This is a genomic window from Paraburkholderia sp. SECH2 (assembly GCF_030464795.1).
Lineage (GTDB): Bacteria > Pseudomonadota > Gammaproteobacteria > Burkholderiales > Burkholderiaceae > Paraburkholderia > Paraburkholderia aspalathi.
In genome coordinates this window covers 35367-61719 of record NZ_JALPRH010000027.1, presented here as the reverse complement: position 1 = coordinate 61719, position 26353 = coordinate 35367, and the positions used below count along the sequence as shown (strand labels likewise).

General features: G+C 61.5%; 21 protein-coding genes and 1 pseudogene. 8 read left to right on the top strand and 14 right to left on the bottom strand.

Going from position 1 to position 26353, the window contains the following annotated elements; all coding sequences use genetic code 11:
* Positions 1-18: 18 nt before the first annotated feature.
* From M0D66_RS31500 to M0D66_RS31490, 3 genes are all read right to left on the bottom strand, one after another.
* On the bottom strand, positions 19-1242 hold the full coding sequence (locus M0D66_RS31500) for an efflux RND transporter periplasmic adaptor subunit (protein WP_266212499.1): 1224 nt from the start codon (positions 1240-1242) through the stop codon (positions 19-21).
* A 41-nt stretch (positions 1243-1283) separates the two neighbouring features.
* On the bottom strand, positions 1284-4508 hold the full coding sequence (locus tag M0D66_RS31495; RefSeq protein WP_093632933.1) for an efflux RND transporter permease subunit: 3225 nt from the start codon (positions 4506-4508) through the stop codon (positions 1284-1286).
* Positions 4509-4943: 435 nt separating this feature from the next.
* A complete protein-coding gene (locus M0D66_RS31490) occupies positions 4944-5378 on the bottom strand; it encodes a VOC family protein (RefSeq protein ID WP_266212498.1) in 435 nt (144 codons plus the stop codon).
* Positions 5379-5763: 385 nt separating this feature from the next.
* On the opposite strand from M0D66_RS31490, the gene M0D66_RS31485 reads away from it, so the two are divergent.
* Both M0D66_RS31485 and M0D66_RS31480 read left to right on the top strand, forming a co-directional pair.
* Complete coding sequence (locus M0D66_RS31485) at positions 5764-6402, top strand: LysE family translocator (RefSeq protein ID WP_093633239.1); 639 nt, start codon at positions 5764-5766, stop codon at positions 6400-6402.
* A gap of 69 nt (positions 6403-6471) precedes the next feature.
* A complete protein-coding gene (locus tag M0D66_RS31480; protein ID WP_266212497.1) occupies positions 6472-6831 on the top strand; it encodes a hypothetical protein in 360 nt (119 codons plus the stop codon).
* An 18-nt stretch (positions 6832-6849) separates the two neighbouring features.
* Here M0D66_RS31480 and M0D66_RS31475 read toward each other — a convergent pair whose 3' ends face one another.
* Positions 6850-8562 (bottom strand): SulP family inorganic anion transporter, encoded by a 1713-nt coding sequence (locus tag M0D66_RS31475; RefSeq protein ID WP_266212496.1) that lies wholly within the window; start codon positions 8560-8562, stop codon positions 6850-6852.
* Between the two features lie 475 nt (positions 8563-9037).
* Here M0D66_RS31475 and M0D66_RS31470 point away from each other — a divergent pair, with 475 nt between their 5' ends.
* The 4 genes from M0D66_RS31470 to M0D66_RS31455 all read left to right on the top strand — a co-directional run bounded on the left by M0D66_RS31470 (position 9038) and on the right by M0D66_RS31455 (position 12451).
* Positions 9038-9409, top strand: coding sequence for an antibiotic biosynthesis monooxygenase (locus M0D66_RS31470; RefSeq protein WP_093633240.1), 372 nt, complete (start codon positions 9038-9040; stop codon positions 9407-9409).
* A 377-nt stretch (positions 9410-9786) separates the two neighbouring features.
* A complete protein-coding gene (locus M0D66_RS31465) occupies positions 9787-10170 on the top strand; it encodes a helix-turn-helix domain-containing protein (protein ID WP_093632937.1) in 384 nt (127 codons plus the stop codon).
* A complete protein-coding gene (locus M0D66_RS31460) occupies positions 10157-11413 on the top strand; it encodes a type II toxin-antitoxin system HipA family toxin (protein ID WP_167378292.1) in 1257 nt (418 codons plus the stop codon). The genes M0D66_RS31465 and M0D66_RS31460 overlap by 14 nt, the downstream gene beginning before the upstream one ends.
* A gap of 180 nt (positions 11414-11593) precedes the next feature.
* Positions 11594-12451, top strand: a complete 858-nt coding sequence (locus tag M0D66_RS31455; protein ID WP_266212494.1) for a PA4780 family RIO1-like protein kinase — start codon at positions 11594-11596, stop codon at positions 12449-12451.
* A 51-nt stretch (positions 12452-12502) separates the two neighbouring features.
* Here M0D66_RS31455 and M0D66_RS31450 read toward each other — a convergent pair whose 3' ends face one another.
* From M0D66_RS31450 to ftrA, 10 genes and pseudogenes are all read right to left on the bottom strand, one after another.
* A complete protein-coding gene (locus M0D66_RS31450; RefSeq protein ID WP_093632940.1) occupies positions 12503-13558 on the bottom strand; it encodes a substrate-binding domain-containing protein in 1056 nt (351 codons plus the stop codon).
* Between the two features lie 48 nt (positions 13559-13606).
* The gene (locus tag M0D66_RS31445; protein WP_266212493.1) at positions 13607-14809 is read right to left on the bottom strand and encodes an ABC transporter ATP-binding protein; all 1203 of its coding nucleotides are present in this window, start codon (positions 14807-14809) and stop codon (positions 13607-13609) included.
* 11 nt (positions 14810-14820) lie between these two features.
* Positions 14821-15732 (bottom strand): carbohydrate ABC transporter permease, encoded by a 912-nt coding sequence (locus M0D66_RS31440; RefSeq protein WP_093632942.1) that lies wholly within the window; start codon positions 15730-15732, stop codon positions 14821-14823.
* On the bottom strand, positions 15732-16673 hold the full coding sequence (locus tag M0D66_RS31435) for a carbohydrate ABC transporter permease (protein WP_266212492.1): 942 nt from the start codon (positions 16671-16673) through the stop codon (positions 15732-15734). Before M0D66_RS31435 ends, M0D66_RS31440 begins: the two co-directional genes overlap by 1 nt.
* Before the next feature lie 9 nt (positions 16674-16682).
* Entirely contained in the window at positions 16683-17924 is a 1242-nt protein-coding gene (locus M0D66_RS31430; protein WP_266212491.1) for an ABC transporter substrate-binding protein, read from the bottom strand.
* Between the two features lie 62 nt (positions 17925-17986).
* Positions 17987-19402: a GH1 family beta-glucosidase gene (locus tag M0D66_RS31425; RefSeq protein WP_266212490.1), complete on the bottom strand. Its 1416-nt coding sequence runs from the start codon at positions 19400-19402 to the stop codon at positions 17987-17989.
* Positions 19403-19705: 303 nt separating this feature from the next.
* Complete coding sequence (locus tag M0D66_RS31420; protein WP_266212489.1) at positions 19706-20926, bottom strand: DUF2252 domain-containing protein; 1221 nt, start codon at positions 20924-20926, stop codon at positions 19706-19708.
* Between the two features lie 42 nt (positions 20927-20968).
* Positions 20969-21100, bottom strand: a pseudogene (locus M0D66_RS31415) (hypothetical protein); the annotation flags it as partial.
* A 163-nt stretch (positions 21101-21263) separates the two neighbouring features.
* Positions 21264-22214: a hypothetical protein gene (locus M0D66_RS31410; protein ID WP_211707591.1), complete on the bottom strand. Its 951-nt coding sequence runs from the start codon at positions 22212-22214 to the stop codon at positions 21264-21266.
* Positions 22215-22591: 377 nt separating this feature from the next.
* Positions 22592-23560, bottom strand: a complete 969-nt coding sequence (gene ftrA, locus M0D66_RS31405; RefSeq protein ID WP_266212488.1) for a transcriptional regulator FtrA — start codon at positions 23558-23560, stop codon at positions 22592-22594.
* Positions 23561-23683: 123 nt separating this feature from the next.
* Here ftrA and M0D66_RS31400 point away from each other — a divergent pair, with 123 nt between their 5' ends.
* A complete protein-coding gene (locus M0D66_RS31400) occupies positions 23684-24115 on the top strand; it encodes a rhodanese-like domain-containing protein (protein ID WP_266212487.1) in 432 nt (143 codons plus the stop codon).
* A gap of 100 nt (positions 24116-24215) precedes the next feature.
* Complete coding sequence (locus M0D66_RS31395; RefSeq protein ID WP_266212486.1) at positions 24216-26285, top strand: bifunctional diguanylate cyclase/phosphodiesterase; 2070 nt, start codon at positions 24216-24218, stop codon at positions 26283-26285.
* The last annotated feature ends 68 nt before the right edge of the window (positions 26286-26353 follow it).

Below are 26353 nucleotides of genomic sequence, written 5' to 3'. Positions count from 1 at the left end.
CACTCGCCTGCTTCGCGATCACGACGCCCCCTTGCCGTTTTTCTTCGGCTGCGTGATCAGCACATGATCGCCGTCCGCGATCGAATCGCTCGGGTTGATGATGATCTTGTCGTTCGCCTCGATCCCGCTTTCGATTTCGAGCGACTGCCCCAGGTCCTGCGCGATCACGACCTTGTGCAAGGCCACAGTGCCGTTCGCATCGACCACCGCGACCCGCGGACCTTCGGCGCGGAACAGCAAGGCATTGCCCGGCACCATCAGTTGCGCATGCGTCGCCGCGGGCACGGCCACCTGCACGTACGCACCAGGCCGCAGTTTGTCGTCAGGATTCGGCAAGGTCACTTCGACTTGCAACGAACGGGTCGGCACGTCGATCGCGCCGGAGATGTGCGTGATCGTGCCGTGAAACTGCTGCCCCGGCAATTCGGCCTGCGTCACCACGACCTTCTGCCCGACCGACACGTTTTGCGCGTACGCCTGCGGCAGTTGCACATAGACCCGCAACGGGTCCGATTGCGCCAGCGCGAACAATGCACGACTCGTGCCGCTGCCCGCGTCGATCAGATCGCCGACATCCACATTGCGCTGCGTGACCACGCCCGCAAATGGCGCGACGATGCGCTTGAACGATTCGAGTTGCTGCAGGCGTTTCACGTTGGCATCGGCGGCAGCGAGATTGGCCAGGTCCTGCGTGTAGGTGCTGGTCCGTTCGTCGAGTTCCTGCTGCGAAACCGCATCGCGTTGACGCAGTTGCTGCCAGCGTTCCATCGAGCTTTTGGCGAGGCCGAGACTCGAACTGGTTTGCGCGCGCTGCGCCAACGCCTGCGCGAGTTCCTGATCGATCTCGGGCGTATCCAGATCGGCGAGCAGTTGCCCCTGCTTCACGCGCGTGCCGATATCGGCGTACCAGTGCAGCAGATAACCGGTGGAGCGCGCATAGATCGGCGATTCCACAAAGCCGCGCAACGTGCCCGGCAACAAGGTGTTGCCACCTCCCTCGGTTTGCGTCGGACTGACCACGTTCACATACTGCGCAGCGTTCTGCTTCGTCGTCTCGGCGACCGAGCGGCTTTGCAGAACATTCGCGATCACGGTGCGCAACGCGCCCACGGCGAGCAGCGCCAGCACGATCCAGATGGCGATTTTGGCGCGCTTCCATTCGCGATTGCGCGGGGGCAAGGCGTGGCCGCCTTCGGTCTCTCGCGCGGGAATCGCCAGCGATGCATGGGTTTTTTCGGTCATCTCAGTCAGCCATCTCAGTCAGCCGTCATTTACATTGAACGTTACGCGGGCTTGCCTGCGCCGCCGTGGTCAGGCGCGGGGCCGTCGTTGCCGTGGCCGCCCGTGGTATCCGTGTCGTCATCGTCGCGATGGCGCCGCGCGAGGCGGGTATGAATACCTGCGAACACCAGTGGCACGAAAAACAGCGTGGACACCGTGGCGAACAGCAAACCACCGATCACGGCGCGGCCCAGCGGCGCGTTCTGCTCGGCGCCCTCGCCGAGACCCAGCGCCATCGGAATCATGCCGATGATCATCGCGAACGCCGTCATCAGCACCGGCCTGATCCGGCTAGCACCGGCTTCGAGCGCGGCGGTGAGCGGCGGCGCCCCGGAAGAGAGCCGCTGGCGCGCGAACGACACCATCAAAATACTGTTGGCGGTAGCGACACCCATCGTCATGATCGCCCCCGTCAAGGCGGGCACGCTCAAGTGCGTGCCGGTCAGGAACAGCATCCAGACGATGCCCGCCAGTGCCGCGGGCAATGCGCTGATGATGATCAGCGGATCGACCCACGACTGGAAATTCACCACGATCAGCAGGTACACCAGCACGATGGCCATCGCCACGCCGATCCCGAGACCGAAGAACGAACTGCGCATGGTCTGCACCTGCCCGCGCAAGGTGATCTGGCTACCGCGCGGCAACGAGGCCCGCACGTTGTTCACCAGCTTGTCGACCTGCGTGGCCACGCTGCCCAGGTCGCGCTTTTCGACGCTCACGTACAGGTCGATCACCGGCCTGATGTTGTAGTGCGTGACTTCCGCGAACTGATTCTGCGGCGAGACGCGCACGAGGTTGCCGAGCAGTTGCGTCGGACCGTTGGCCGAGGCCGAGACCGGCGTGCGCAACAACTCATCGATCGACGAGATCTGATACTGCGGCGTTTGCACCGCGACGCTGTATTCGACACCGTTCTTGTTGTTGAACCAGAAACCCGGCGACGTCTGCGAACTGCCCGACAAGGAAATCAGTACATTTTGCGCCACATTGCTCGCACTCAGATTGAGTTGTTGCAGGCGCGTGCGATCCATCTGAAGATTGATCGCCGGTTCGTCCAGTTTCTGCTGGATGTGGGTGTCGACGGTGCCGGGAATCATCCGCACCTGTTTCAGCAGCTTGCGCGCGACGTCGAAGTTGCCCTGCTGATCCGCGCCGGAAATCTGCACGTCCACGGCGGCGGGCAAGCCGAAGTTGAGAATCTGCGTGACGATGTCGGCCGGTTGAAAGAAGAACTCGACGCCCGGAAAACGCTGCGGCAGGATCGCGCGCAGTTTGTCCATGTAGATTTGCGTCGGGTGGTGATCTTCTTTCAGGGCGACCTGAATTTCGCCGTCGAGCGTGCCGATCGTGCCCGCGTTGCTATACGAAAGATTGATACCGCTATACGGCAAACCGAGGTTATCGAGGATCGTGCCGAGTTCGTCGGCCGGCACGACCTCGCGGATCACCTTCTCGACTTCGTCCGCGAGACGCGCGGTTTCCTCGATGCGGGTACCGGTCGGCGCACGCATGTGGAGACGAATGTCGCCGGCGTCGACGCTCGGAAAGAAGTCTTCACCGAGCACGAAAACCAGACCCATCGACACCACGCAGAAGCCGAGGAACAGGCTGCCGAACATGCCGCGCCGCACCAGCACGCTGCTGAGAATCACGATGTAGGTGGACCGCATGCGCTCGAAGCCGTGATCGAAACGCAGGTAGATGCGCCGAAACACGCTCGGCCGGGCATCGGCCTTGGGCTTGTGCGCATGGCCCATCAGCAGCATGGCCAGCGTCGGCACCAGCGTACGCGACAAAACGTACGAGGCGAGCATCGCGAACACCACCGCTTCGGCAAGGGGCACGAACAGATAACGCGCGACGCCGGTCAGGAAGAACATCGGCACGAACACGATACAGATACACAGCGTCGAGACGAGCGCCGGGATCGCGATTTCGCCGGCACCGTCGAGAATCGCATCGTGCAGATTCGTGCCCATATGCAGGTGCCGTTCGATGTTCTCGATCGTCACCGTCGCATCGTCGACCAGAATCCCGACCGCGAGCGCAAGGCCGCCCAGCGTCATGATGTTGATGGTTTGCCCGAGCGCGTGCAGGGCGATCAGCGAGGACAGAATCGACAGCGGAATCGAAATCGCGATGATGCAGGTGCTGCGCCAATTGCCGAGGAACAGCAGGATCATCGCGGCCGTCAACGCCGCGGCGACCAGCGCCTCACGCACCACACCCTGCACCGCCGCTTTCACGAACACGGACTGATCGAACAGGGCCGTGATGTTCAGGTCCGGCGGCAACGCGGCGCGCGCCGCCGGCAGAATACCTTGCAGCGTATTGACGATCGAAAGCGTCGAGGCGCTACCGTTCTTCAGCACCGACATCAGTACGCCACGGTGTCCATCCTGCCGCACGATATTGGTCTGCGGCGAGAAGCCGTCGCGCACGTGCGCGACTTCACGCAGGTACGTCGTCGCGCCATTGAGCGTGCGCACCGGAATATCGTTGAGCCCTTCCACCGTGGCGGGCGAGCCGTTCATATTGATCGTGTATTCCTTCGGCCCGATCTTGGCCGTACCGGTCGGCAGAATCAGGTTTTGCGCGTTGAACGCGCTGACCACATCCGAAGGCGTCAGGCCCTTTGCGAGCAAGGCGCGCGTGTCGAGGTCGACCGAGATCAGACGTGATTTGCCGCCGTACGGGTACGGTACGGCCGCGCCCGGAATCGTCACCAGTTGCGGGCGCAGGAAGTTCAGTGCCGTGTCGTTGAGCGCCTGCTCGGAGAGCTTCGGGCTCGACAAACCGAGCTGGATCACCGGAATGCTGGACGCCGAATAACTGATCACCAGCGGCGGCGTCGCGCCTGGCGGCATCTGCTTGAGCTGCGCCTGTTCCACAGCCACGGTTTGCGCGATCGCGGTCTGGATGTTCGCGTTCGGCTGCAGGAACACCTTGAGAATCGTGATGCCCGCGAGCGACTGCGATTCAATGTGCTCGATGTCGTTGACCGTGGTGGTCAGGCTGCGCTCGTTGACGGACGTGATGCGGTTGGCCATGTCTTCGGCCGACAACCCCGTGTAATTCCAGATGATGCTGACCACCGGAATATTGATCTCCGGCAGCACGTCGACCGGCGTGGTCAACAGCACAAATGGCGTCGCCAGCAAGATCAGAATGGCCATCACGATGAACGTGTATGGCCGCTTAAGCGCAACGTTGACGATCCACATGAAACGCGCCCGAGAGAATGCAGGTAAGGAATGGGAGGGGATGGGTGAATCCGTACCTATGCTAGATCCATAGTACCAACGCCTGCATGGCGCCAAAATGGCCAGATTGTCAGGAAGGCTAATGTAAGGATAGGCGGCGCTTCAAACGCATGCGAGTTCATGCGGCGCAAACGTTTGATGAGATGTAGATAGGCTCTTTTAAGGGTATTGCTAAAGGCATGTCTCGTCGAACTGCCGTGAGACATGCCTTCAGAATAAGTTATGGAAAGCAAATACCTTACGCTCTAGCGCCGATTCTGGGATTCATTCCGGCGCGGCCGGTGAATCGCCGAGCTTTAGCGTCAGGCAAAAAAGGCCGGTCAACATGATTGCTGACCGGCCTTTTCGTTTCGAAGCGCCGGCGCGTGCCGCCGGCGCCCTCGCACCTACATCACTTCACTTCGCAAACAACGACGACATATCGGCAAACGCCTTGAACTCCAACGCGTTGCCCGACGGATCGAGGAAGAACATCGTGGCCTGTTCGCCGACCTCGCCCTTGAAGCGCACGTGCGGTTCGATGATGAAGTCGATGCCGGCCTTTTGCAGCTTGTCCGCTGCGGCCTGCCATTGCGCCATCGAGAGCACCGCGCCGAAGTGGCGCACCGGCACCGCGTCGCCGTCGACCTTGCTGGTGTGACGGTGGCCGATTTCCTCTGGTGCGAGGTGCGCGACGATCTGATGTCCATAGAAGTTGAAATCGATCCATTCCGGGGAGCTGCGCCCCTCCGGACAGCCGAGCAGCTCGCCATAGAACTCGCGGGCCGCGGCGAGGCTATGCACGGGAAACGCCAGATGGAACGGCGGCAAAACGGTGTCGGCAACGCTCATGGTGGGGAAACTCGCTGAAGGTAAAGGGGGTTCGTGCATCGGTCAATGAAGCGGCCCGGAAAAGCGCACGCATGGGCCAGATTTTAACCATGATTAAAAATGGTGAAAAACGATATATATTTGATCTGACCAACACCAAAATCGATAAATCGACGATGCTCAGCGAACGGCGTTGATTCCGAATACAGCCGGACTCGGCACGTGGCCCGCCAGAGGAGCCCCGCGTTGCCCCACAAACGCCCGATTGTGCAGCCGCACGTGAGATCAACTGTATCTGTGAGATTCGCACACGGGCGAGCAAAATGGTTGTTCGCGCATCGATCCATGCGATTCCCCCGTGCCGCAACGAGCGGCGCAGTTCGCCCTCGCCGAGGTTCACACGCCCATGACCGCCAGCTCCTTCCTCACCGCCGATGTCCTGATCGCCTACAGCGCCTACTTCGTCGGCACGGCGAGTCCGGGGCCGAGCAATCTCGCGATCATGTCGCTGGCGATGAGCGCCGGCAGAAAATCCGCGCTCACCTTCGCGCTCGGCGTGGTGTCCGGTTCATTCTTCTGGGCGTTGCTGGCGTCGCTGGGTTTGTCGGCGGTACTCGCCACTTACTCGGAATGCCTGGTGGCGATCAAGATTGCCGGCGGACTTTATCTGCTGTGGCTTGGCTTCAAATCCGCGCGCTCGGCATTCAGCGCGGAAAAGCTGCCTACGAATACCGCACGCGAAGGCGAACCGCTCAAACGGCTCTATCTGCGCGGCCTGCTGCTGCATCTCACCAATCCGAAAGCGATTCTGGTGTGGCTCTCGATCGTTTCGCTGGCTATGTCGCCGGCGGGCGGCACGTCGCACACTGCGCCGGTGGTGCTCGGCTGCATGGTGATTGGCGTATCCGTGTTCAGCAGCTACGCGGTGCTGTTTTCAACTGCGTCCGCACGGCGCATCTACGTCGCGATCCGTCGCTGGCTGGACGGGTCGCTCGCGATCATGTTCGGCATTGCGGGGATCAAGCTGCTGACTTCGAAAAGCTAGCCGCGTCTTCGGGGTGCGCCCGCTCTGCGATACTGTCGCCTTGATGACTTGAGCGGGCAAGCGAACACGATGAGCGGTGGCAATGACCTGAATCCGGCGGCGAAGCATTCGCCATTGCAAAAACGGCTCTATCTGGCGGGGGTCGTCGTGCTGCTCGCCGGTCTGATCGCCGGGGTGATCATCTATGTCATGGCGCCGGCGCCAGACAGCGCCGTTTCCATGTACAGCATCGCAGACCCGCGCTATCAGATCGAATTGCAGCGCATCGGCGGCAACGCGGCCGTGGTGATGGCGCAGATTCATCAATGGTTCGACAGTCTTTGGCACGGTACGGCGCTCGCCTATACGGTGGCCGTGCTTGGCGCCCTGCTCGCGGGCGCGTGCTTTTTTATCGGCTACTTCTTTGCCGATGAAGAGCCGCAAACCTGAAGCAATCCAAGATCACGTTCACGTTGCGGCTTTGACCTGCGTACCCGGCTGCTCCACGCCTGCCATGCGCAGCGCGTCATGCAAGGTGCTGAAAATGCAGGTTGCGCCGACGGTCGGCGTGATGCCATGCCGGTCCATATCCGAGCGCAGATACTGATTCACGCGCGCAAAAATCACTTCGACGCCGCTACGTTTTAGCGCTTCGCACAACTCGCCGACCGAACGCGCCGCCGAATAGTCCAGATCGGTGATCGCGCCGGAATCGATCACGAACCAGCGCACCGGGCTCGGCGCGTGGTCGATCAGGCGGCGGGCATCGTCGATGAAAAAGTGGTCGTTCGCGTAGAACAGGTCGGAGCCAAAGCGATAGACGATCAGCCCCGGCGCGGTCTCGAGCCCGGGCGCGGCCGGCACCGGCACCCAGATGCCGCCTTCGCCGGGCACGAGGACCATGGTGTGCGGCCGGTAGCTATGCCGCACATGCCGCAGCAGCGATAAGGCCACCGCCACCAGAATGCCGTGCTCGACACCGATCAGCACCACCGCCGCGGCGGTAAACACGGCCAGCGTGAATTCACCGGGGCTTTCGCGGCGAATCGAAAACAGCGTCTGCAGATTGATGAGGCCAATGGCGATCGTAAACACGATGCTGGCCAGAATGCAGTGCGGCAGGTACTGCAAATAACGGCTGAAAAACAGCAGCACCACGACCACCACCACCGCGAATACGACCTGCGCGAACTGGCTGCGCGTGCCGGCGCGATCGGCCATCGCGGTTTGCGTCGGACTGCCGTTCACCACGAAGGCGCCGGAAAACGCCGCGGCGGCGTTGGCGGCGGCAATACCCAAGAGGTCGGCATTGGTATCGACAGTCTCGTGATAGCGCTCCGCAAATACGCGGCTCGCTGCGGCGCTTTGCGCGACGATCATCACGAAGCACGAGGCGGCAACCGGCAGCAGATCGAGTAATTGCTGCCACGTGACCGAGGGCATGCGCAGCGGCGGCACCCCCCCTGCCACCGGCCCCAACACTGAAATGCCGTGCGCCGCGAAACCGTAAATATCGCTTGCGGCGATACCCGCCACCACCGCGATCAATGGCACCGGCAGGCGTGGCAAAAAGCGCTTGAAAACCAGAATGGAAACCACGACCAGCGCGGAAATAGCAAGCGTCGGCAGATTGATCTGCGCCGCCTCGCGCACCACGAGCGCGAGTTGGCCGACGCTGTTCGCGGCATGTCCAGGGACGCCGAACATGTCGCCCAGCATGGCGATGCCGACCTGCACGCCAACGCCGGCCAAGAAGCCGACCAGCACCGTGCGCGAGAGAAAATCAGCAAGAAAACCGAGCTTGAAGATCCGCGCGATGAGCAGAAGCGCGGCAGTGAGCAAGGCGACCATTCCGGCGAGCGCCGCATACTCCGCGCTAGAAGCCGGCGCCATGGTCGAGAGGCGGCTCGCGAAAATGGTGGCGGTGGCGGAGTCGGCAGCCACGACGAGGTGCCGCGAGGCGCCGAAGAACGCAAACGCAATAAGCGGCAGAAAGACCGTGTAAAGACCGGTAACGGCCGGCATGCCGGCAATGCGCGCATAGCCGAGCACTTGCGGAATATCCATCGACGCAAGCTGCACACCGGCCAGCGCATCGCGCGCCGCCGCGGCACGGCTCAAAGGAAGCACGCCCTTCAAAACGCCAAGGCGCGTAATGATGTTTGCCAGAAAATCCCGCATACGCGATAGTGCCCCAAACTTAGGTTATCGCGCATCGTGCCGTGACTCGGCACGTCAAGGCAAGGGTTGAGGCTTTGATCGGCTATAGAAAGTGGTTAAAACCAGTAATGGCTTGAACACCTCTGCCGAAACTGCTCCATTTTGGGTCTAACGCCTGAACTGCCCTGTCAGCGGATCCACGTGCCGCGCGAAACCGAACAGCGCGGCGATGCAGATCGGACAGGCGATGATGAACACGGCCAACATCTCGCACCCCGTAACAAATTGTTACTGGCAAGTTTAAGCGATTGCCGTGCGAAATGAATGAGGGAAAACGCAATAGACTGTTGCGGACTATTACAACACCGTTACTGCCGTGCGGCAGATGGCGCGTGAGAATACCCCTGAAAATGCGGCAAATAACGCAAAAAAATGAGCGCTCGATACCGTGCGCTATGATGCGCAAACGTTCGCCTACCTACAAACCGGTTACGCCATGTACACGTCAACTTTCATCTTCGCGACACGACAATTAGACGAACGGTTCTACCGGCTCGACGAGACCATCGCCACCGCCGCCAAGGCCATTCCCGGCTATCTCGGCGAAGAGTCGTGGGAAAACGCGTCGACAGGACTGACGTCGAATGTGTATTACTGGGCGTCGCTCGAGGCATTGCAAGCGTTGATGCAACACCCCGCGCATCTGGAAGCGAAAGCAGCGCAGGCAAACTGGCTCGATGGGTATCAGGTGATCATCTCTGAGGTGCTGCGCACTTACGGCGATTCAGGGTTTACGCATCCTGCAGCGGCCCATCGGGTACAGGATGGACCGACTGCCCGAGCCGCGCCGCCCGTACGTCCGGTTTGAACGTTGCGAGAATCGGCACGAAACCCGCTACTCCAAAGCATCATCAAGCCGATCAGCACGAACTCGACTAGCTCCACCGTGTAGATCGACGGCCAGGTTCTGATCGCGTAAAACGCCCGGGCCAGCAGCGGCACTATTAGATACGCCACCGGCACAGCATGCGGTCCGCAAGGTCTCGTCTGCGCGGGTTTGGAGTGGTTGGGTGATCATTGAGCCTCTTATTTTGTACGATACTTTAGGCAAAATCACCAAAATTGCCTTAAATATCGTACAAATCTTATAAATTCTGGGTCAGATCAAGGCAATCATAACCTCTGGCTCGGAAAATATGTCCGATACTTTTGACATATTCTCGATATTTGCCTAATCTATCGGACATGCCCCGCACCTTTCAACGTCCCTTTCCGTCGGTCGAGAAGCAGATGCGTGCGCTCGGCGAACGCCTGAAACTCGCCCGCCTGCGGCGTGAACTCCCAACCGTTCTGTTCGCCGAAAGGTTGGGCATTTCGCGCGACACGCTGAGCCGCCTCGAGAAAGGCGATCCGAATATTGCGCTCGGCACCTATATGCGGGCGCTTCGCGTGTTGGGTCTCGACAAGGACATGGACGCCGTCGCCCATGACGACGAACTCGGCCGCAAGCTGCAGGACCTCAAGTTGCCGGGTCAGCGCAAACCGCGCACGAACACGCCCGGCGCCGCCCCTGTCAAAACCGGGCAGCCGGCAAAAAAACACCCGAAGAAATCTGATGGTCAGCAATAAACCTCGAGATGCATTCAAGGTATTTCTCGACGCAACCGAACTGAGCAGCCAGCAGCAGGTCGGCACCTTGTATCGCCAGACTGCGCGCACAGACTTGCCGGCATCGTTCGCCTATGCAAAGAGCTGGATAGATGGGCGTAACGCATTCATGCTCGACCCGCGCCTCGAGTTATGGACCGACGAGCAATATCCGCCTGCGAAATCCGCTGCATTCGGCGTTTTCATGGACTCGGCGCCGGATCGCTGGGGCCGCGTGCTGATGGAACGCCGCGAGGCCGTGGCGGCAGATCGCGAAGACCGGCCTATGCGCAATTTGCAGGAGATCGATTTCCTGCTGGGCGTGCACGACCTGACACGAGTCGGCGCGCTGCGGTTTCAGGACGTGGACGGACATTTTCTCGACAACAGCGCCGATGCCGCGCCGCCGGTCACCGACCTCGCGACCCTCGCGTATATCAGCCTGCGCATTGAAGAAGCCGATATAGAAAAACTGCCCGAGTACGAGCAGTGGCTCGCGATGCTGATCGCCCCTGGCACCTCGCTCGGCGGCGCTCGCCCAAAAGCGAACTTCACGAGCCTGGGCAATGATCTCTGGATCGCCAAATTCCCCGCCAAAGACGACCGTTACGACATCGGTGCGTGGGAATACATCGCTCACCGGTTGGCCAGGAAAGCCGGCATCTGGGTGCCGCAATCCGAACTCAAGTATGTCGGCACACGTTATGGCACGTTCTGCGTCGAACGATTCGATCGCCGTGAAGGCAGCCGGCGCATGTACACCTCGGCCATGACCTTGCTCGAACGTCAGGATGGCGAATCGGGAGCAGGCTACCTGGACATTGCCGAGTACCTCGCCGACAACGGCGCACAAGGTCATATCGACGAAGATCTCGCTCAACTCTTCAGAAGAGTCGTCTTCAACGTACTCATGGGAAACCGGGACGATCACCTGCGCAATCACGGCTTCATTCGCGAGCCTTCGGGTTGGCGGCTCTCGCCGGCGTTCGATATGAATCCAAATCCGAGCAAGCGGGAACACGCGCTCACGCTGGACGGTATGAGCGCCCTGCCGGATCTTGAAACCGCCTTCGACACCGCTGAGTTTTATCGACTCGACGACACAGACGCGCGCCGCATCGTCGCGGAAGTTCAAGACGCCGTCGACACATGGCGGGAAGAAGCCGCCGCGCTGAATCTGTCCCGGCCCGAAATACAGCGAATGGAGTCTGTATTTCAGGCGTGATGTCTTCGTCTGGCGACCATACGTCCGCGGTGTGCCGGTCGCGTCCGGCACCTTGACGCTCGTGTTCCGGCACATGTCTCCATACCCCTTATAATCCGGCATGATCCGAATCCCGCACCACCTCCTCTCGCAATCGGCCGCACCCGACCGATCCGCCCCCCACCGCGCTCCGGTGGCCGCATGAAAACACCTAAACGTCTGCTCCCGCTCGTCGAAGAGGGCCTGATCGACGAAGTCATCTCGCAGCTGATGAGCGGCAAGGAAGCCACCGTCTACGTGGTCCGCAGCGGCGAGTCCACGCGCTGCGCGAAGGTCTATAAGGACGCCAAACAGCGCAGTTTCCGCCAGGCCGCGTCCTATCAGCAGGGTCGCAAGGTCAAGAACAGCCGCCAGCAGCGCGCCATGGAAAAAGGCAGCCGCTATGGGCGCGAAGTGCAGGAACAGGCGTGGCAGAACGCGGAAGTCGATGCGCTGTTCCAGCTCGCCAACGCCGGCGTGCGCGTGCCGCAGCCCTTCATCTGCACCGACGGCGTGTTGCTGATGGAATTGGTGACCGATGCGGACGGCGACGTTGCGCCGCGTCTGAACGATGTGGAGATGACCGAAGCACGCGCACTCGAATTGCATGGGCTGCTGCTCAACCAGGTGGTGCGCATGCTGTGCGCCGGCATGATTCACGGCGACCTGTCCGAGTACAACATCCTGCTCGCGGCGGACGGCCCGGTGATCATCGACTTGCCGCAAGCCGTGGATGCCGCCGGCAATCTGGAAGCGCCGGCCATACTCGAGCGCGACGTGAACAACCTCGCTACCTATTTCGGCCGTTTCGCGCCCGCGTTGCTCGATACGAGCTACGGCAAGGAAATCTGGTCGCTGTACGAAGCAGGCGCCTTGCACGTGGATGCCAAATTGACCGGCCGTGTTGAACTGGACACCACGCCGATCGATCTCGAAGCCGTGCTGCAGGAACTCGAAGACACGCGCCTCGACGAAGAAGCGCGCCTGCGCTACGAACAGTCGCTGCGCAGCGGGACATAAGCGGGGCCAAAGCAGCCCCTACGCGCCTCCATACGCCGCTTCGCGAAGACGCTACGACGCGATGCGGCAACTGGGCGCCTTGATCCTGGTCGATGAAGCCCCCGGTGCAGGCCCCACCGATTCCCGCATCGTCACGCTCACCGGAAACTCGCGGATGATCTCCCACGAGGTCCGGTAGCACTGATTGACCAGCCAGCGCACGGCGTTCTGGGTCAACTCCGCCGTCGGGATATGCACCGAGGTGAGCCCAGGCGCGGCATACGCGGCCGAATAATCATCGTCGTAGCCGATCACCGAGACTTCGTCCGGTACGGAAATGCCCGCCTGGTGGAAACGCGCCAGCGCGCTCACCGCCATCGTGTCGTTCGCGCAAAAGAGGCCGGTGAAGCGCCGCTCCGAATCGAGCAGCTTCTGCGCGGCGACGTAACCGCCTTCCGGCGAGAAGTCCGATTCGATTAGCGTGACGTCCTCGCGCGCAATGCCCTCGCGCGACAATTCGGCAAAGAAGCCTTCGAGCCGGGTGTGATTGTCCGAGGCGCTGAACGGCCCGGAAATCACCGCAATGTCCCGATGCCCATAGTCGAGCAGCGTGCGTGCCGCCAGTTCACCGCCGCGCCGATGATCCGCGCAAAACGACGCTTCCGGCAACTGATCGAACGCGCGATTCAGAAACACCATCTTCGGATGCATGCGATGCAGCATGTCCAGATCTTCGTCGTGCAGATCGTGGCTGATCACCACCACGCCATCGCAATCGCGGCCGATCAGAAAACGCACTGCCTCGATGGCCTGCTCGCGCGGCGACACTTCCCCGCAACCCGTCGCCACCACCACGTGACGGCGCACCGCGCGCAGTTCGGTGTCGGTCTGCTTGAGAATCGTGCCGTAGTAGGAGCCGAAGAAAGTCGGCACGAAAATGCCGATCATGCCGAGCGATTGCGTTGCCATGGCCCGGCCGATGGACGACGGCCGGAAATTCAGCGCTTCGATCGCGGCCTTCACGCGCGCGGCGGCATCGGCTGAAATGGGTCCCTTACCGGAAATGGCCCGTGAGGCAGTCGACATGCCGACGCCGGCCAGTGCCGCGACATCCTTGAGTGTTGCCACACGGTTCTCCGTCAAGCCTGTTGTATTCAACGACACTGCATCCCTTCACTACAGACGCGCGCCGCCTTCTTCCTCGAACAACGAAATATGTGCGCCATCGAACGAGAACGTCGCGGCATCCCCTATTGCCACCGGCGTCTTCGTCTGGTCGATCGACGCGATTTGCACTCCATGATAGTCGAGCCAGATGACACGGTGGTTGCCCATCGGCTCGATCAGGGAAATGTTCGCGCGCTCGCTCATTTTTGAGTTTGAACCGCTTGAACCGCTTGAGCCTTCCCCCACGTGGACGTCTTCGGCCCGTACGCCGAGTACGCATGACAGACGATCCGTTGGCAGGTTTTTGAAAGGATAGTGCGACACATCGAGCTGCAAATCCGCTGTACAAAAGTGTAGCGCGCCATCGCGCGTCTCGAGCGTGCCCTTGAGCACATTCATGGCGGGCGAGCCCAGAAACGTCGCGACGAACAGATTGTTCGGCCGCGCATAGACTTCGGCGGGCGTGCCGAACTGCTGGATCACGCCGCCGCGCATCACGGCCATGCGCGTGGCGAGCGTCATCGCTTCGACCTGATCGTGGGTCACGTAGATCATCGTCGCGCCCAGACGCTGGTGCAGTTGCTTGAGTTCGCGACGCAATTCGGTGCGCAATTTGGCGTCGAGATTCGAAAGCGGCTCGTCGAACAGGAACACATCGGCCTCGCGCACGATCGCACGGCCGATCGCCACGCGCTGCCGCTGGCCGCCGGAGAGTTGCGCGGGCTTGCGCTTGAGCAGCGGGCCGAGTTGCAGCATCTCGGACGCCCGTTTGACACGCCGTTCAATCTCCGCCTTCGGTGTGCCGTTGATACGCAACGCAAACGACAGATTGCGCTCGACACTCATGGTCGGATACAACGCATACGACTGGAACACCAGCGCGATACGGCGATCTTTCGGGTCGGCCCAGGTCATGTCTTCGCCCGCAATTTCGATGCTGCCGTCGGTCACGTCGATCAGGCCCGCGATGCTGTGCAGTAAGGTGGACTTACCGCAACCCGATGGGCCGAGCAACACGACGAACTCACCCGCTCGGACATCGAGATCGAGATTCTCGATCACCGTATTCGCGCCGAGCTGGATCTTCAGATTGCGCACCGATACGTTGGCCGGATTCGACAGGCCCGCGGTGTCCACCGCGTGCCCGACATTCGCCGCATCAGCCGGGTTAGCCAGATCGGCCGCATTTGCCAGGTTAGCCAGGTTTGCCATGCTTTATCGCCCTATCCCTTGACGGCGCCGGACGCAATGCCGCGCACAAACCAGCGGCCCGAAATGAAGTAGACCGCGAGCGGCACCATGGAGGTCAGAATGGTCGCCGCCATATTGACGTTATAGAGCCTCTCGCCAGTCGTCGTATTGATGATGTTGTTCAGTTGCACCGTCATCGGCAGGTTTTTCGTGCCGGCGAACACAAGGCCGAGAATGAAGTCGTTCCAGATGCCTGTCACCTGCATGATGACCGCGACGACGATGATTGGCGTGGACATCGGCAGCATCAGTTGCAAAAAGATGCGCCAGAAACCACCGCCGTCGATGCGCGCCGCCTTGAACAGCTCCTGCGGAATCGACGCGTAATAGTTGCGAAACAGCAGCGTCATCACTGGCATGCCGAAGATGGTGTGGATCACCACGATACCCGGCAGCGAACTGAACAGATGCACGCTCGCGAGCACGCGCACGAGCGGATAGACCATCACCTGCACGGGAATGAAAGCGCCCATCAGCAATACGCCGAACAGCAGCCCTGCCCCACGCGGCCGCCAGAACGACAGCGCATAGCCGTTCACCGCGCCGATCACGATCGACAACACCGTGCTGGGCACGACGATACGCACCGAATTCCAGAAGCCGACCTGGATACCGTTGCAATCGAGCCCGGTGCAGGCGGATTGCCATGCGGCACTCCATGCATCGAGTGTGAAATGCGCGGGGAAAGCGAGCAGATTGCCGAGGCGAATCTCGCTCATCGGTTTCACCGATGTGACGAGCATCACATACAACGGCAACAGGAAGAACAACGCGGCGGTGAGCAGAAACGCGTAGACGCCGAGCCGTGCGGGTGTAAACGAACGGCGGCGTCGACGTGCACGGCTCGGCGTGCCGCCTTTGAGTGGCGGACTGAGCGTGTTCATCACACCTCCTTGCGCAGCGCAGCGCGGCTGCGGGCATAAAAGAACGGCGCGAGAATCGCCAGCACCGTAGCCAGCAGCACGATCGACGCGGCCGACGCGAGGCCGATATTGGCCCGGCCGAACAGGTAGTCCATGATGAACTTCGCGGGCACTTCGCTCGCCGTGCCAGGACCGCCTTGCGTCATCGCGACCACGGCGTCGTAAAGCTTCACGACCATTACGAAGAGCAGCACGAAGGCGGTGGACAGGGAAGGCCCGAGCATCGGCACGACGATGCTCGCATACACGCGCCAACGCGGAATGCCGTCGATACGTGCGGCTTTCCACAGCTCGTCGTCGATACCACGCAAGCCGGCCAGCAGCAGCGCCATCACGAGACCGGACGCCTGCCATACCGTCGCGATGACGATGGTGTAGATCACCCAGTCCTGATCGACGATCCAGTCGAAGCGCGCATGCACGAAACCGATCTTGTGCAGCACGGCCTGCGCACCCAGCTCAGGATTCAGAATCCACTGCCAGACCAGACCCGTTGCGACAAACGACATCGCATACGGATAGAGAAACACCGTGCGCAACGCGCCTTCGGCCACCACGCGTTGATCGATGAAAATCGCCAGCAGCAAACCGATCACCATGCACGCGACAATGAAGCACGCGCCGTAGATCACGATGTTTTGCAGCGACAGCAACCAGCGGTCGTTATTGAAGAGCCGCGTGTACTGCGTGAGGCCCGCGAAGTCGCCGGAAGGAAACGTGCGCGAATTGCTGAGAGATACGCGCGCGGTCCAGACCATCGTGCCGAGATACGCGAACACGACGGTCAGGACCATCGGCAGCAAGGCCAGCCATGCCGCTATCGGTAAACGCTTTTTTAGCGGCTTTTTCAGCGGCCCTTTGCGATGCCCGGAGTCGGCAGCCGGCAGCTTGAGCGCGTGCATGATGAGCGCCTAGCTCTTCAACGCACTGGCAAACGCCTTCTGCGCATCGTCGACCGACTGGTTCTTGTTCCAGAAGTTCGTGATGACATCGATCAACGCGCCCTGCGTATCAGGCGAGAGCAGCATCTCCGGATTCGGCAACTGACGCGACTTGTCCTTCATGATCGCCATGCCCTCCTTCGCGCAGATGTCGAGACTGCTCACATCCACATCGGGGCGAATCGGAATCGAACCTTTCTTCGCGCTGAATGCGACTTGCGCGGCCGGCGAGGTCATCACCGTGGCAAGCAGATTCTGCGCCTTGATTGCGTTGGCATTGTCGGTCTTCGGGAACACGAATACGTCGCCCGCAACCAGATACGGCGAATGCGGACCGAAGCCCGGGAAGCAGCCGAAGTCCTTGCCGGCAACCTGGTTGGCCGCCGAGAATTCACCCTTGGCCCAGTCGCCCATGATCTGCACACCGGCCTTGCCGGAAATCACCAGCGCGGTGGCATCGTTCCAGTTGCGGCCAGGCGAGCCGGCATCGACGAAATCATGCAAGCGCTTGAACTGCGCGAGCACCTTCTTGAATGCATCCGACTTGACCGCGTTCATGTCACGATCGCGGTACACCTTCAGATAGAGATCGGGACCGCCGACGTCGGCGAACACCGCGTCGAAGGTGATCTTTTCCTGCCACGGCTGACCACCGAGCGCGAGCGGGATCACGCCCGCTGCCTTCAGCTTGCCGAGATCGGCGAGGAATTCGTCATAGCTCTTCGGCTCGGCGGCAATGCCAGCCTTCTGGAACACCGGCTTCGAGTAGAAGAACCAGGCCGGCATGTGAATATCGACTGGCGCGGCGTAGTAGTGACCCTTCACCCGGATGCTGTCGATGATCGATTGCGGGAACACGCCGTTCCAGTTTTCTTTCGCGGCGACGTCGTCGACGTTGTTCAGCAGGCCCTGATCGATCAGGTCGTGAAACTGCTTGGAGGTATTGAACTGTGCGGCGGTGGGTGGATCGCCGCCGACGATCCGGTTGATCGCCGTAGAGCGCGCCTGATCGGCGCCGGCCACTGCGTTGTCGACCCACTGGCCACCGGCCTTGTTGTACGCATCGGCGAACTGGCGGATCGCGGCCGACTCGCCGCCGGAGGTCCACCAGTGGATCACGTTGGCTTTCAGGGGTTCAGCTGCGTGCGCGACTATTCCGTACAGCGCCAGTGCCGCAACTACGCCTCGCAAGACCATTTTTCTGCTGTGCATTCCGTCTCCTTCAGGCTTTGCGCCCGTATTCAAGTCGACATACAAACCAGCTTCACCTGCCGTTAAGCCTTTGCCTTACGCTCCTTCAAAAATTTCTCCACTAGCTCCGCACTCCGTTTGACCGTGCGCTTCTGCGTACTGTAGTCGACATGTACGACACCGAAGCGGCGCTCATACCCAAACGCCCACTCGAAGTTATCCATCAACGACCACAGAAAGTAACCGCGAATATCCACGCCGGCCTTGATCGCCTGATCGACCGCCGCGAGATGGCGCCTGAGGAACGAGATGCGCTGCGTATCCTCCACATGACCGTCGGTCACCTTATCATCCGAGGCCATGCCGTTTTCGGTGATGTAGATCGGCGGCAGGTTGTGATACGTCTTCTTGAAACCGGTCAGCAGATCGCGCAAGCCATCGGGATACACCTCCCAGCCCATCTGCGTGCGCTCGACGCCGTCGAGCGGCACGTCCCGGAATCCATGCGCGCCGTCGCTCGCGACGTTGGTGCGGAAGTAATAGTTGATGCCGAGGAAATCGAGCGGCGCGGAAATGGTTTCCATATCGCCGTCGAGCACCAGCGGCTCAGTGCCCGGCCACAACTCGAACAGGTCTTGTGGATACGAACCCTTGAGCAACGGATCGAGAATCCACGCATTGTGCTGGACTTCGAACAGATGCGCCGCGCGCTGATCCGCAGCGCTATCGCTATTGGCCGTGCCGCGGCCGATGTTGGCGACGATACCTTTCTGCGAAGCCGGATCGTTGGCGCGCAACACCGGCATGGCGAGGCCGTGCGCGAGCAATAGGTGATGCATCGCCTGCGTCGCAAAGCGGTCGTTGGCGAGGCCCGGCGCGTGGTGGCCGTTGCCGTAGCCGAGATACGCCGAGCACCAGGGCTCGTTGAGCGTCGCCCATGCGTCGACCGTTCCGGCCAGTTCGCAGCTCATCAAGTCAGCGTAGTCGGCGAAACGGTAAGCGGTATCGCGATTGAGCCAGCCGCCGCGATCTTCCAGATGCTGCGGCAAGTCCCAGTGATAGAGCGTCACGAAGGTCGTGATGCCCTTCTCTTTCAGACGATTCAGGAGGCGCTTGTAGAAGTCGATCCCTTTGCGATTGGGCGCGCCTGCCGCATCCATCACGCGTGGCCACGCAATCGAGAGCCGATAGCCTTCGAGACCGAGAGAGGCCAGCATCTCGACGTCCGCTTCCCAGCGATGATAGTGATCGCAGGCAACGGCGCCGGTGTCGCCGGCCAGCACCTTGCCGGGTATCGCTGAGAAGGTGTCCCAGATCGACGGCAGGCGGCCGTCTTCATTCACCGCGCCTTCGATCTGATACGAAGCGGTGGCGGCGCCAAGCAGGAAGTTCTTGCGCCACAGCGAAGAGTCCGCGGGCGGGGTGAAGGGATCGGCGAGCGAGCCCTTGGAAACGGCTGGGCATAGGGTGTCGAATACAGCGGATGCGTCGTTTGCCACGGATTCTCTCCTGCGCTGAGGTCATTGAACCGGGTACGGCAAAACTCGATGTGGATGCTGCCGGGCAGCTAGAGTGGAAGCGCTTCCACAAAGACCAGCGAACGATAGCAGTGGCGGATTGAACGCAGCAATCAGGGTTTGTCTGGAGGACTTGCTGGCATGCGCGGCGCTGGGATGCGCCGCGCATTGGAAGAGGTCGGGAACGGCGTGAGAATGCGCAAGCGTAGTACGACAGCGTACGCCAACACGTGGACTAATCTGCAAGTTTGCGCGCTACGCGCTGTACCCCCAGTGTGGTGAACCTCAAGGCTTGGTCGGCGCCGGCAAATCAAACGCACCACCATCATAAGCTTCGCAATACGCCTTCCAGTCAGCCCCCACCTGCGCCTCGCACTGAGTCGCGAGCTCAATCAGCGGCAATTGCCAATCCTTGCGATTGCCGAACGCAATCAGCTCGTCCGCAATCGACGACTTCTGCCGGCCGCCGCTGCGCAGTTGCGCCCACGCGCTCAATTGGGCCATGCTGTTGACCACTTCTTCGAGCCGCGGCAGCTTGCCGTCCCAGTCGCTCAATGCCACACGGTCTTCCGAAGGCTGCAAGCTGCGCAGCACATACGAGCATTGATTGAAATCGACTGCATGCAGGAACGCTTGCGAAACCGCCTGATTGCGCCGCTGAACTTCAACCACACGCTGCGCCTCGCTCTGCCACTTCGGCTGCGGTGTGCGCACATGCGGCGTGACCGAAGAAGGCAGTGCCTCTTTCAAATCGAGCAGATAGTTGCCGTCCGGTGAGCCCTTGCCTTCGACGAGAATCACGTAGCGGTCCACGCCCAGGCTGCCGGTGCCGGCAATCCGCCGCGCCACGTCGATGATGCGATAGAAGTCCGGATTGGGTTGACCGGCGGCGAACTGATGCATGAACGCGGTGACTGTGGCGCGCGCCTTGTCGCTCACCGGTAGCGCTTTCTTGCCATCCACTTTGAGCACGCGGGTCTTACCCTTGAGCGTGGTGCGCCGATCCAGATGCGCGGCGCGCGTGCGGCTCGCCAGTGCGTCGAACAGATCGCGCACCATGCCGGTCGACGTCTCCGCTTCGATCCAGCGCGCTTTGCCGAAAGCGAGCGCGGCGCTATAGGAGTCGACCGCGGTGTGGCAGAGCGCGAGCGCCTGCGCGCGGCTCAGCTTGAGGTCGTTCGCGCCGACCAGCACGCTCGTGAGGAGCCGTACCAGTTCGTAAAGACTCGGCGCGAGACAGGCTTCGTCGAAATCGTTGTTGTCGAAATAGACGAGGCGGTTGTCGCCTTTGTAGCTGCCGAAATTTTCCAGATGCATATCGCCGCAAATCCACACCGGCGGCGCTTCGTCGAGCACCTTGTCACGCGGCAGCCGCGTGTAAAACAGATGACAGGTGCCGCGCAGAAACACGAACGGCGAGCTACGCATGAGCTTGTATTTCATCGCGAGCCGTTCAGGATCGCGACCGGCATTAAAGCTGGCGATGGTCTGTGCGATATCGGACATGTGTTTCTCCTTCGTGCGACTCGATGCGGATTCAGTACGGGTTCAATGCGAGCGGAACGAATCCGCGAGCGCATGGAGATTGAGTGGCTTCACGCGAATCACACCGCCGCGCGGGCTGTCGATATCGGCGACCAGCATGAACGACAGCGAGACGATCAACGGAACGATCAGCAATGGTTTTGCATGGCGAGCGTTTTTCTTATCAGAGTTTTGTTGGCGGAAACGCTTTGGACAGCGGTAAATCGTGCACGGCCACTGCATCATAAGAGACGCAGCGCGGATGGGGAAGCATGCAGGCGGAAGCTGAACAGGCTCGCGATCTGCCGCATGCCGGCCGTCAGGAACCTGTCATCAGATAGTAACGTCCGTCCGCACTAACGTTGAAGCCAAATCCGCATTCCGTCGGTGAGCCGTGCGTCGCTACATCGAGCGTTTCCGGTGCGGAGAGTTTGAACTCGATCAGGCATTTGTCCGCACGCTTGTCCGTTGGCTTGTCCGCACGTTTGTCATAAGGCGCGAGATTGGTGATCCTGGCGGTTGCGTCGAGCGGCGCATCGCCGACACCATCGCTCATCGGCACGCGCGCCACGCCGTCGTAGAACCGCACGTACGCCGACAGGCTGCCCATGTTCGCGCTCGGTTGACCGTCGGCGGCGACAGTCGGATACACGAAGTCGCCATCGATCCGATAGACGCCGTGCCGCCCTTTCACCGGCTTCACCTCGATACTGTTCCATGCGCCGAAAAACATGTAGCTGGCAAAGCGTGCGCCGTTCGGCGGCAGACCGGCCACTACCGCCTTGTCCGCAATCGCTTCGAGACGCTGACGCGCCGCCGCTACCGCGCGACCGAGTAGCGCGTCGTTGGGATAGTCGTTGCCGCGGCTCACCGCGGTGCGGTAGTACGCGCGCGCATCCGGCAGCGCGCCCAGCCTCACTTGTACGTCGCCCTGATGAACCAGCGCCATCGCCACGCGAGCCCGCGCCGAACTGGTCGCTTTCGGCGAGTTCTCTTCGTTCGCCTGCATGGCGGTGGCCTCGGCGAGCGCGGCTTCCATCGCGACCAGCGTTTGCGCGTCCTTGAGGCGCCCTGCTTCGAGCGCGGCCACGCCCAACGCCGCGCATGACGCGTTGGTGCGGCACGGCACCTCCTTGCCCGCCAGCAGGTTGCGGCGATAGAGTTCGGCGCGCGAATCGGCTGCTTCCGTTTGCGCCGCGACGAGCGCAGGCATGAGCGCTGCCATGGCAGCGGAGACGACAACGGCAGCAGCGGCGGTTTTGACGTTCATGAGCAGGAGAGGACGATGACGACGACGTGTTTCGAACACGCGCTTCAAGTAGCCGTATGCGCTGCACGTTCGACGTGGGTTGCCACGGATGCTGGCCGTGATGCTGACAGAAAACCGGCGATTGCGCGAACCCTTGCAAGGCGGCGAAACGGGCGGCCTATCGCACGATTCGCTCGCAACGCCCGGCACGCGGCACTCTGTGACTTTTGAGCATACACGGCGGCTTGCACGAAACGTATTCGACCGGTCATGCGGCACGCATCAAGCTGCTTGTCATACCCGAGTCATACATGATTTTGCGCATTGGCAATGCGTTCGTTTGAAACTGTTCCAGTAGGGGAAACAGCAGAACGAAAAACGACGCGCCGCTAGCCGAATCACTGCACCCCGGCCGGCATCCCGAACTTCTTACGATACGCGCCTGGGCTCGTCAACGCGATACGCCGGAAATGCCGCCGCAGCGATTCTTCGGAACCGAAGCCTGCCAGCTCGGCCACACGCGCCATCGGCAGCGGGGTCTGCGCCTCAAGCAGTTCTCGCGCAATCGCCACGCGTTCGCGCACCAGCCATTCGTAGGGCGCCATGCCCGTCGCGTCGTGGAACTGCCGCTGCAGCGTACGCGGGCTCATCGCCGCCCGTTCGGCCAGCGAGCGCAATGTGTGCGGCAACGCAGGATGGCGGCGCACCCAGTCCATCAGCTTCGCGAGGCGGCCGCCTTCATCTTGCGGCATCGGCCGCGGCACGAACTGCGCCTGGCCGCCCTCTCGATGCGGCGGCACCACGAGACGCTGCGCGACCCGATTGGCGATCGCACTGCCATGATCTCGCCGCACCAGATGCAGCAGCATGTCGAGCCCGGCCGCCGATCCCGCCGAGGTGATGATCTGCCCTTCGTCGACATACAACGCATCCGGCTGCACGCGCAATTGCGGATAGCGCTGCTGCAATTTGTCGGCGTAGCGCCAGTGTGTCGTGACAGTCTTGCCGTCGAGCACACCCGCAGCGGCCAGCACGAACACGCCAGAGCAGATCGAGCAAAGGCGCGCGCCGCGTTCGTAGGCGGCGCGAATTTTTTTCAGCAGTGGTTCCGGCGGCAATTCGTCGGCATCGCGCCAGCCGGGAATCACGATCGTGTCAGCGCGATCCAGCAGCCTGAGCGTGTACGGCGCGGCGACGGTGATGCCGCCAGCCGCGCGAATCGGACCAGGTTCGCTCGCGCATACCGCGAAGCGATACCAGTCCACGCCGAGTTCAGGACGCTCGAGCGCGAACAGTTCGGTCACACAGCCGAATTCGAAGGTACAGAGCCGGTCATAGGCCAGCGCGACGACAAGATGATTGTGCATGGCGTGATGTTACCGGAGATTGACGATTGCGCCACTACCCCGACACGTGGAGCGTCGCGACAATGAAGGCTCCAGAACCGCTTCGCCAGACAACCACGCACACCGCCCAACCGGAACCCCACCATGCCGACGCTCGACACCCTCACCGCTCACAACTCCGTTACCGCCATCCCTGCCGCCGATAGCGCCGCCGCCGTTGCCCACTTTCAGGCGTCGCTGCAATTCGAAACCGACTGTTCGGACGTGTCCGCGGCACTCGCGAGCGGCACGCCCGGCTTCGTGCTGCTCGACGTCCGCAGCCCGGCGCTGTTCGAACAGGGCCACGTGCCGGGTGCGCTGAACCTGCCGCACGGAAAAATCGTGGCGTCGAAGCTCGCCGGGTACCCACAGGACACACTGTTCGTCACCTACTGCGCAGGCCCGCACTGCAACGGCGCCGCACGCGGCGCACTGCGTCTCGCGCAGTTGGGACGCCCCGTCAAACTGATGATCGGCGGCATTACGGGCTGGCTCGACGAAGGATTAACCCTGGTACACATCACGCCAGCCGTGTGATGCTCAAACCCCATGACTAACATATTGAAAATCAATTAAATAAACGCCACCAACTGTCGATAACAAGTTCAGCCGCTTCCCTCTCGCGGTTGGACTTAACATGCAGAGCTCATACAATTTTTGGCTGGTCGGATTCTCGTTCGTCGTCGCGACGCTGGCGTCGTACACGGCGCTCGATTTGACGGGCCGTATCTTCCTGTTGGCGTCGGCCGGTTTGCGGCACGCGTGGCGTCTCGGCGGCGCCGCCGCGCTCGGTGTCGGCATCTGGTCGATGCACTTCGTCGCCATGCTCGCCTTCTCGCTGCCGATTCCGCTCGGCTACGATTTCGCGACCACGGCTTATTCGCTCGGACTCGCGATCGGCGCGTCGTATCTGGCGCTGGTCGTGACGACCTACGCGCGGCTCACGCTGCTTCGGCTCGTGGCCGGCGGCGTGCTGATGGGCTTCGGCATTGCCGGCATGCACTACACCGGCATGGCGGCGATGCAAATGGAGCCGGGCATCCACTATCAGCCGGCCTGGTTCGCCGGCTCGCTGGCGATCGCGATCGGCGCCTCGACCGCCGCGCTGTGGATAGCTCGCGCACTCAGTAACGATGACGAACTCCACGTTTTGCGCAAACGTTTCATTGCGGCGCTGGTGATGGGCGTCGCGATCAGCGGCATGCACTACGCCGGCATGGCGGCCGCCGAGTTTCCGCCCGGCGCCATCTGCGGCGCGGCCAAGGGCGTGAACGCCGCATGGCTCGCGACTTCGGTGATCCTGTTCACGTTTGCGATTCTGATCGTCACGCTAATACTGTCGCGTTTCGATGCGCGCACCAGCTTTCTGGTCGGCGCAGTCTCAAAGCTGAACGGACAGATCGTGCGGCTCGCCACGCTCGACACGCTGACGGGCCTGCCCAACCGCAGCACGCTCACCGAACGCATCGACCGCGCCATTCATAGCGCGCGCCGGCAGCGTTCGCTGTTCGCCATCCTGTTCATGGATCTGGACGGCTTCAAGACCATCAACGATTCACTTGGTCACTCGGCAGGCGACGAAGTGCTGTCCGCATTCGCCCAGCGCCTGCTGCTGTGTGTGCGAGAGAGCGACACCGTCGCGCGTCTCGGCGGCGACGAGTTCGTCGTGCTGTCCGAGAACCTGGCGTCACGGGAAGACGCCGGCACGATGGCCGAAGGCGTGCTCGAACGGATGCGCCAGGGCGTATGGACCGATTCGCAGCCGCTTCAGGTGATGCCGAGCATCGGCATCGCGCTCTTTCCCTACGACGGCGATAGCGTCGACACGCTGCTCAAGCATGCCGACGCCGCCATGTACGAAGCCAAGCGCGCGGGCCGCAGCACCTATCGCTTCTTTGAACAAAGCATGAACGAAGCCGCGACGCGCACGCTGCAAATTCAAAGCGCGCTGCACGAGGCGCTCACCGCCGGCCATTTCTCACTGCACTTCCAGCCGAAGTTCCACGGCAGCGGCGACTCGCTGGCCGGTGCCGAAGCGCTCATCCGCCTGAATCATCCGCAACTCGGCGCACTGGCGCCGCTCGAGTTCATTCCGATTGCCGAGCGCTCGGGTCAGATCGTGCAGATCGGCTATTGGGTGCTGCGCGAGACGTGCCGGCAGATTCGCCGCTGGGTCGACCAGGGCCTGCCCTCGATGAAAGTGGCGATCAATCTGTCGCCGCGCCAGTTGTCGCAACCGGACCTCGTCGCGACGATGCTCGAGATCGTGCAAGCCGAAGGCGTGCAATGCGGGCAGATCATGTTCGAGATCACCGAAACCGTCGCCATGCAGGACGCGCAGAAAACCATCGAGATGATCCGCGCGTTCCAGGCAAGCGGCTTTGAAATCGCCATCGACGATTTCGGCACCGGCTATTCGAGCCTCGCCTATCTGCAACGCTTTCGCGTCAAGCAGTTGAAGATCGACCGCTTCTTCACCAACGGGCTCGACGAGCACGGACCGGAAGGCAGCGCGATCGTTTCCGCGATCATTGCGCTCGCTCACTCGCTGGAAATGGACGTGGTGGCCGAAGGCGTCGAAACCGAGTCGCAGCTCGACATGCTCAAGTCGATGATGTGCGATGAGATGCAGGGCTTCCTGCTAGGCAAGCCGCTCACCGCCGAGGACTTCGGCGATCTGCTGCGGGCAAGAATGGTGGCCGCATGAACATCCTGATCTGTTTGAAAGACGTGTACCTTTGCGACCCGGTTCGCCTATCATGGCGCGCCCGCTGC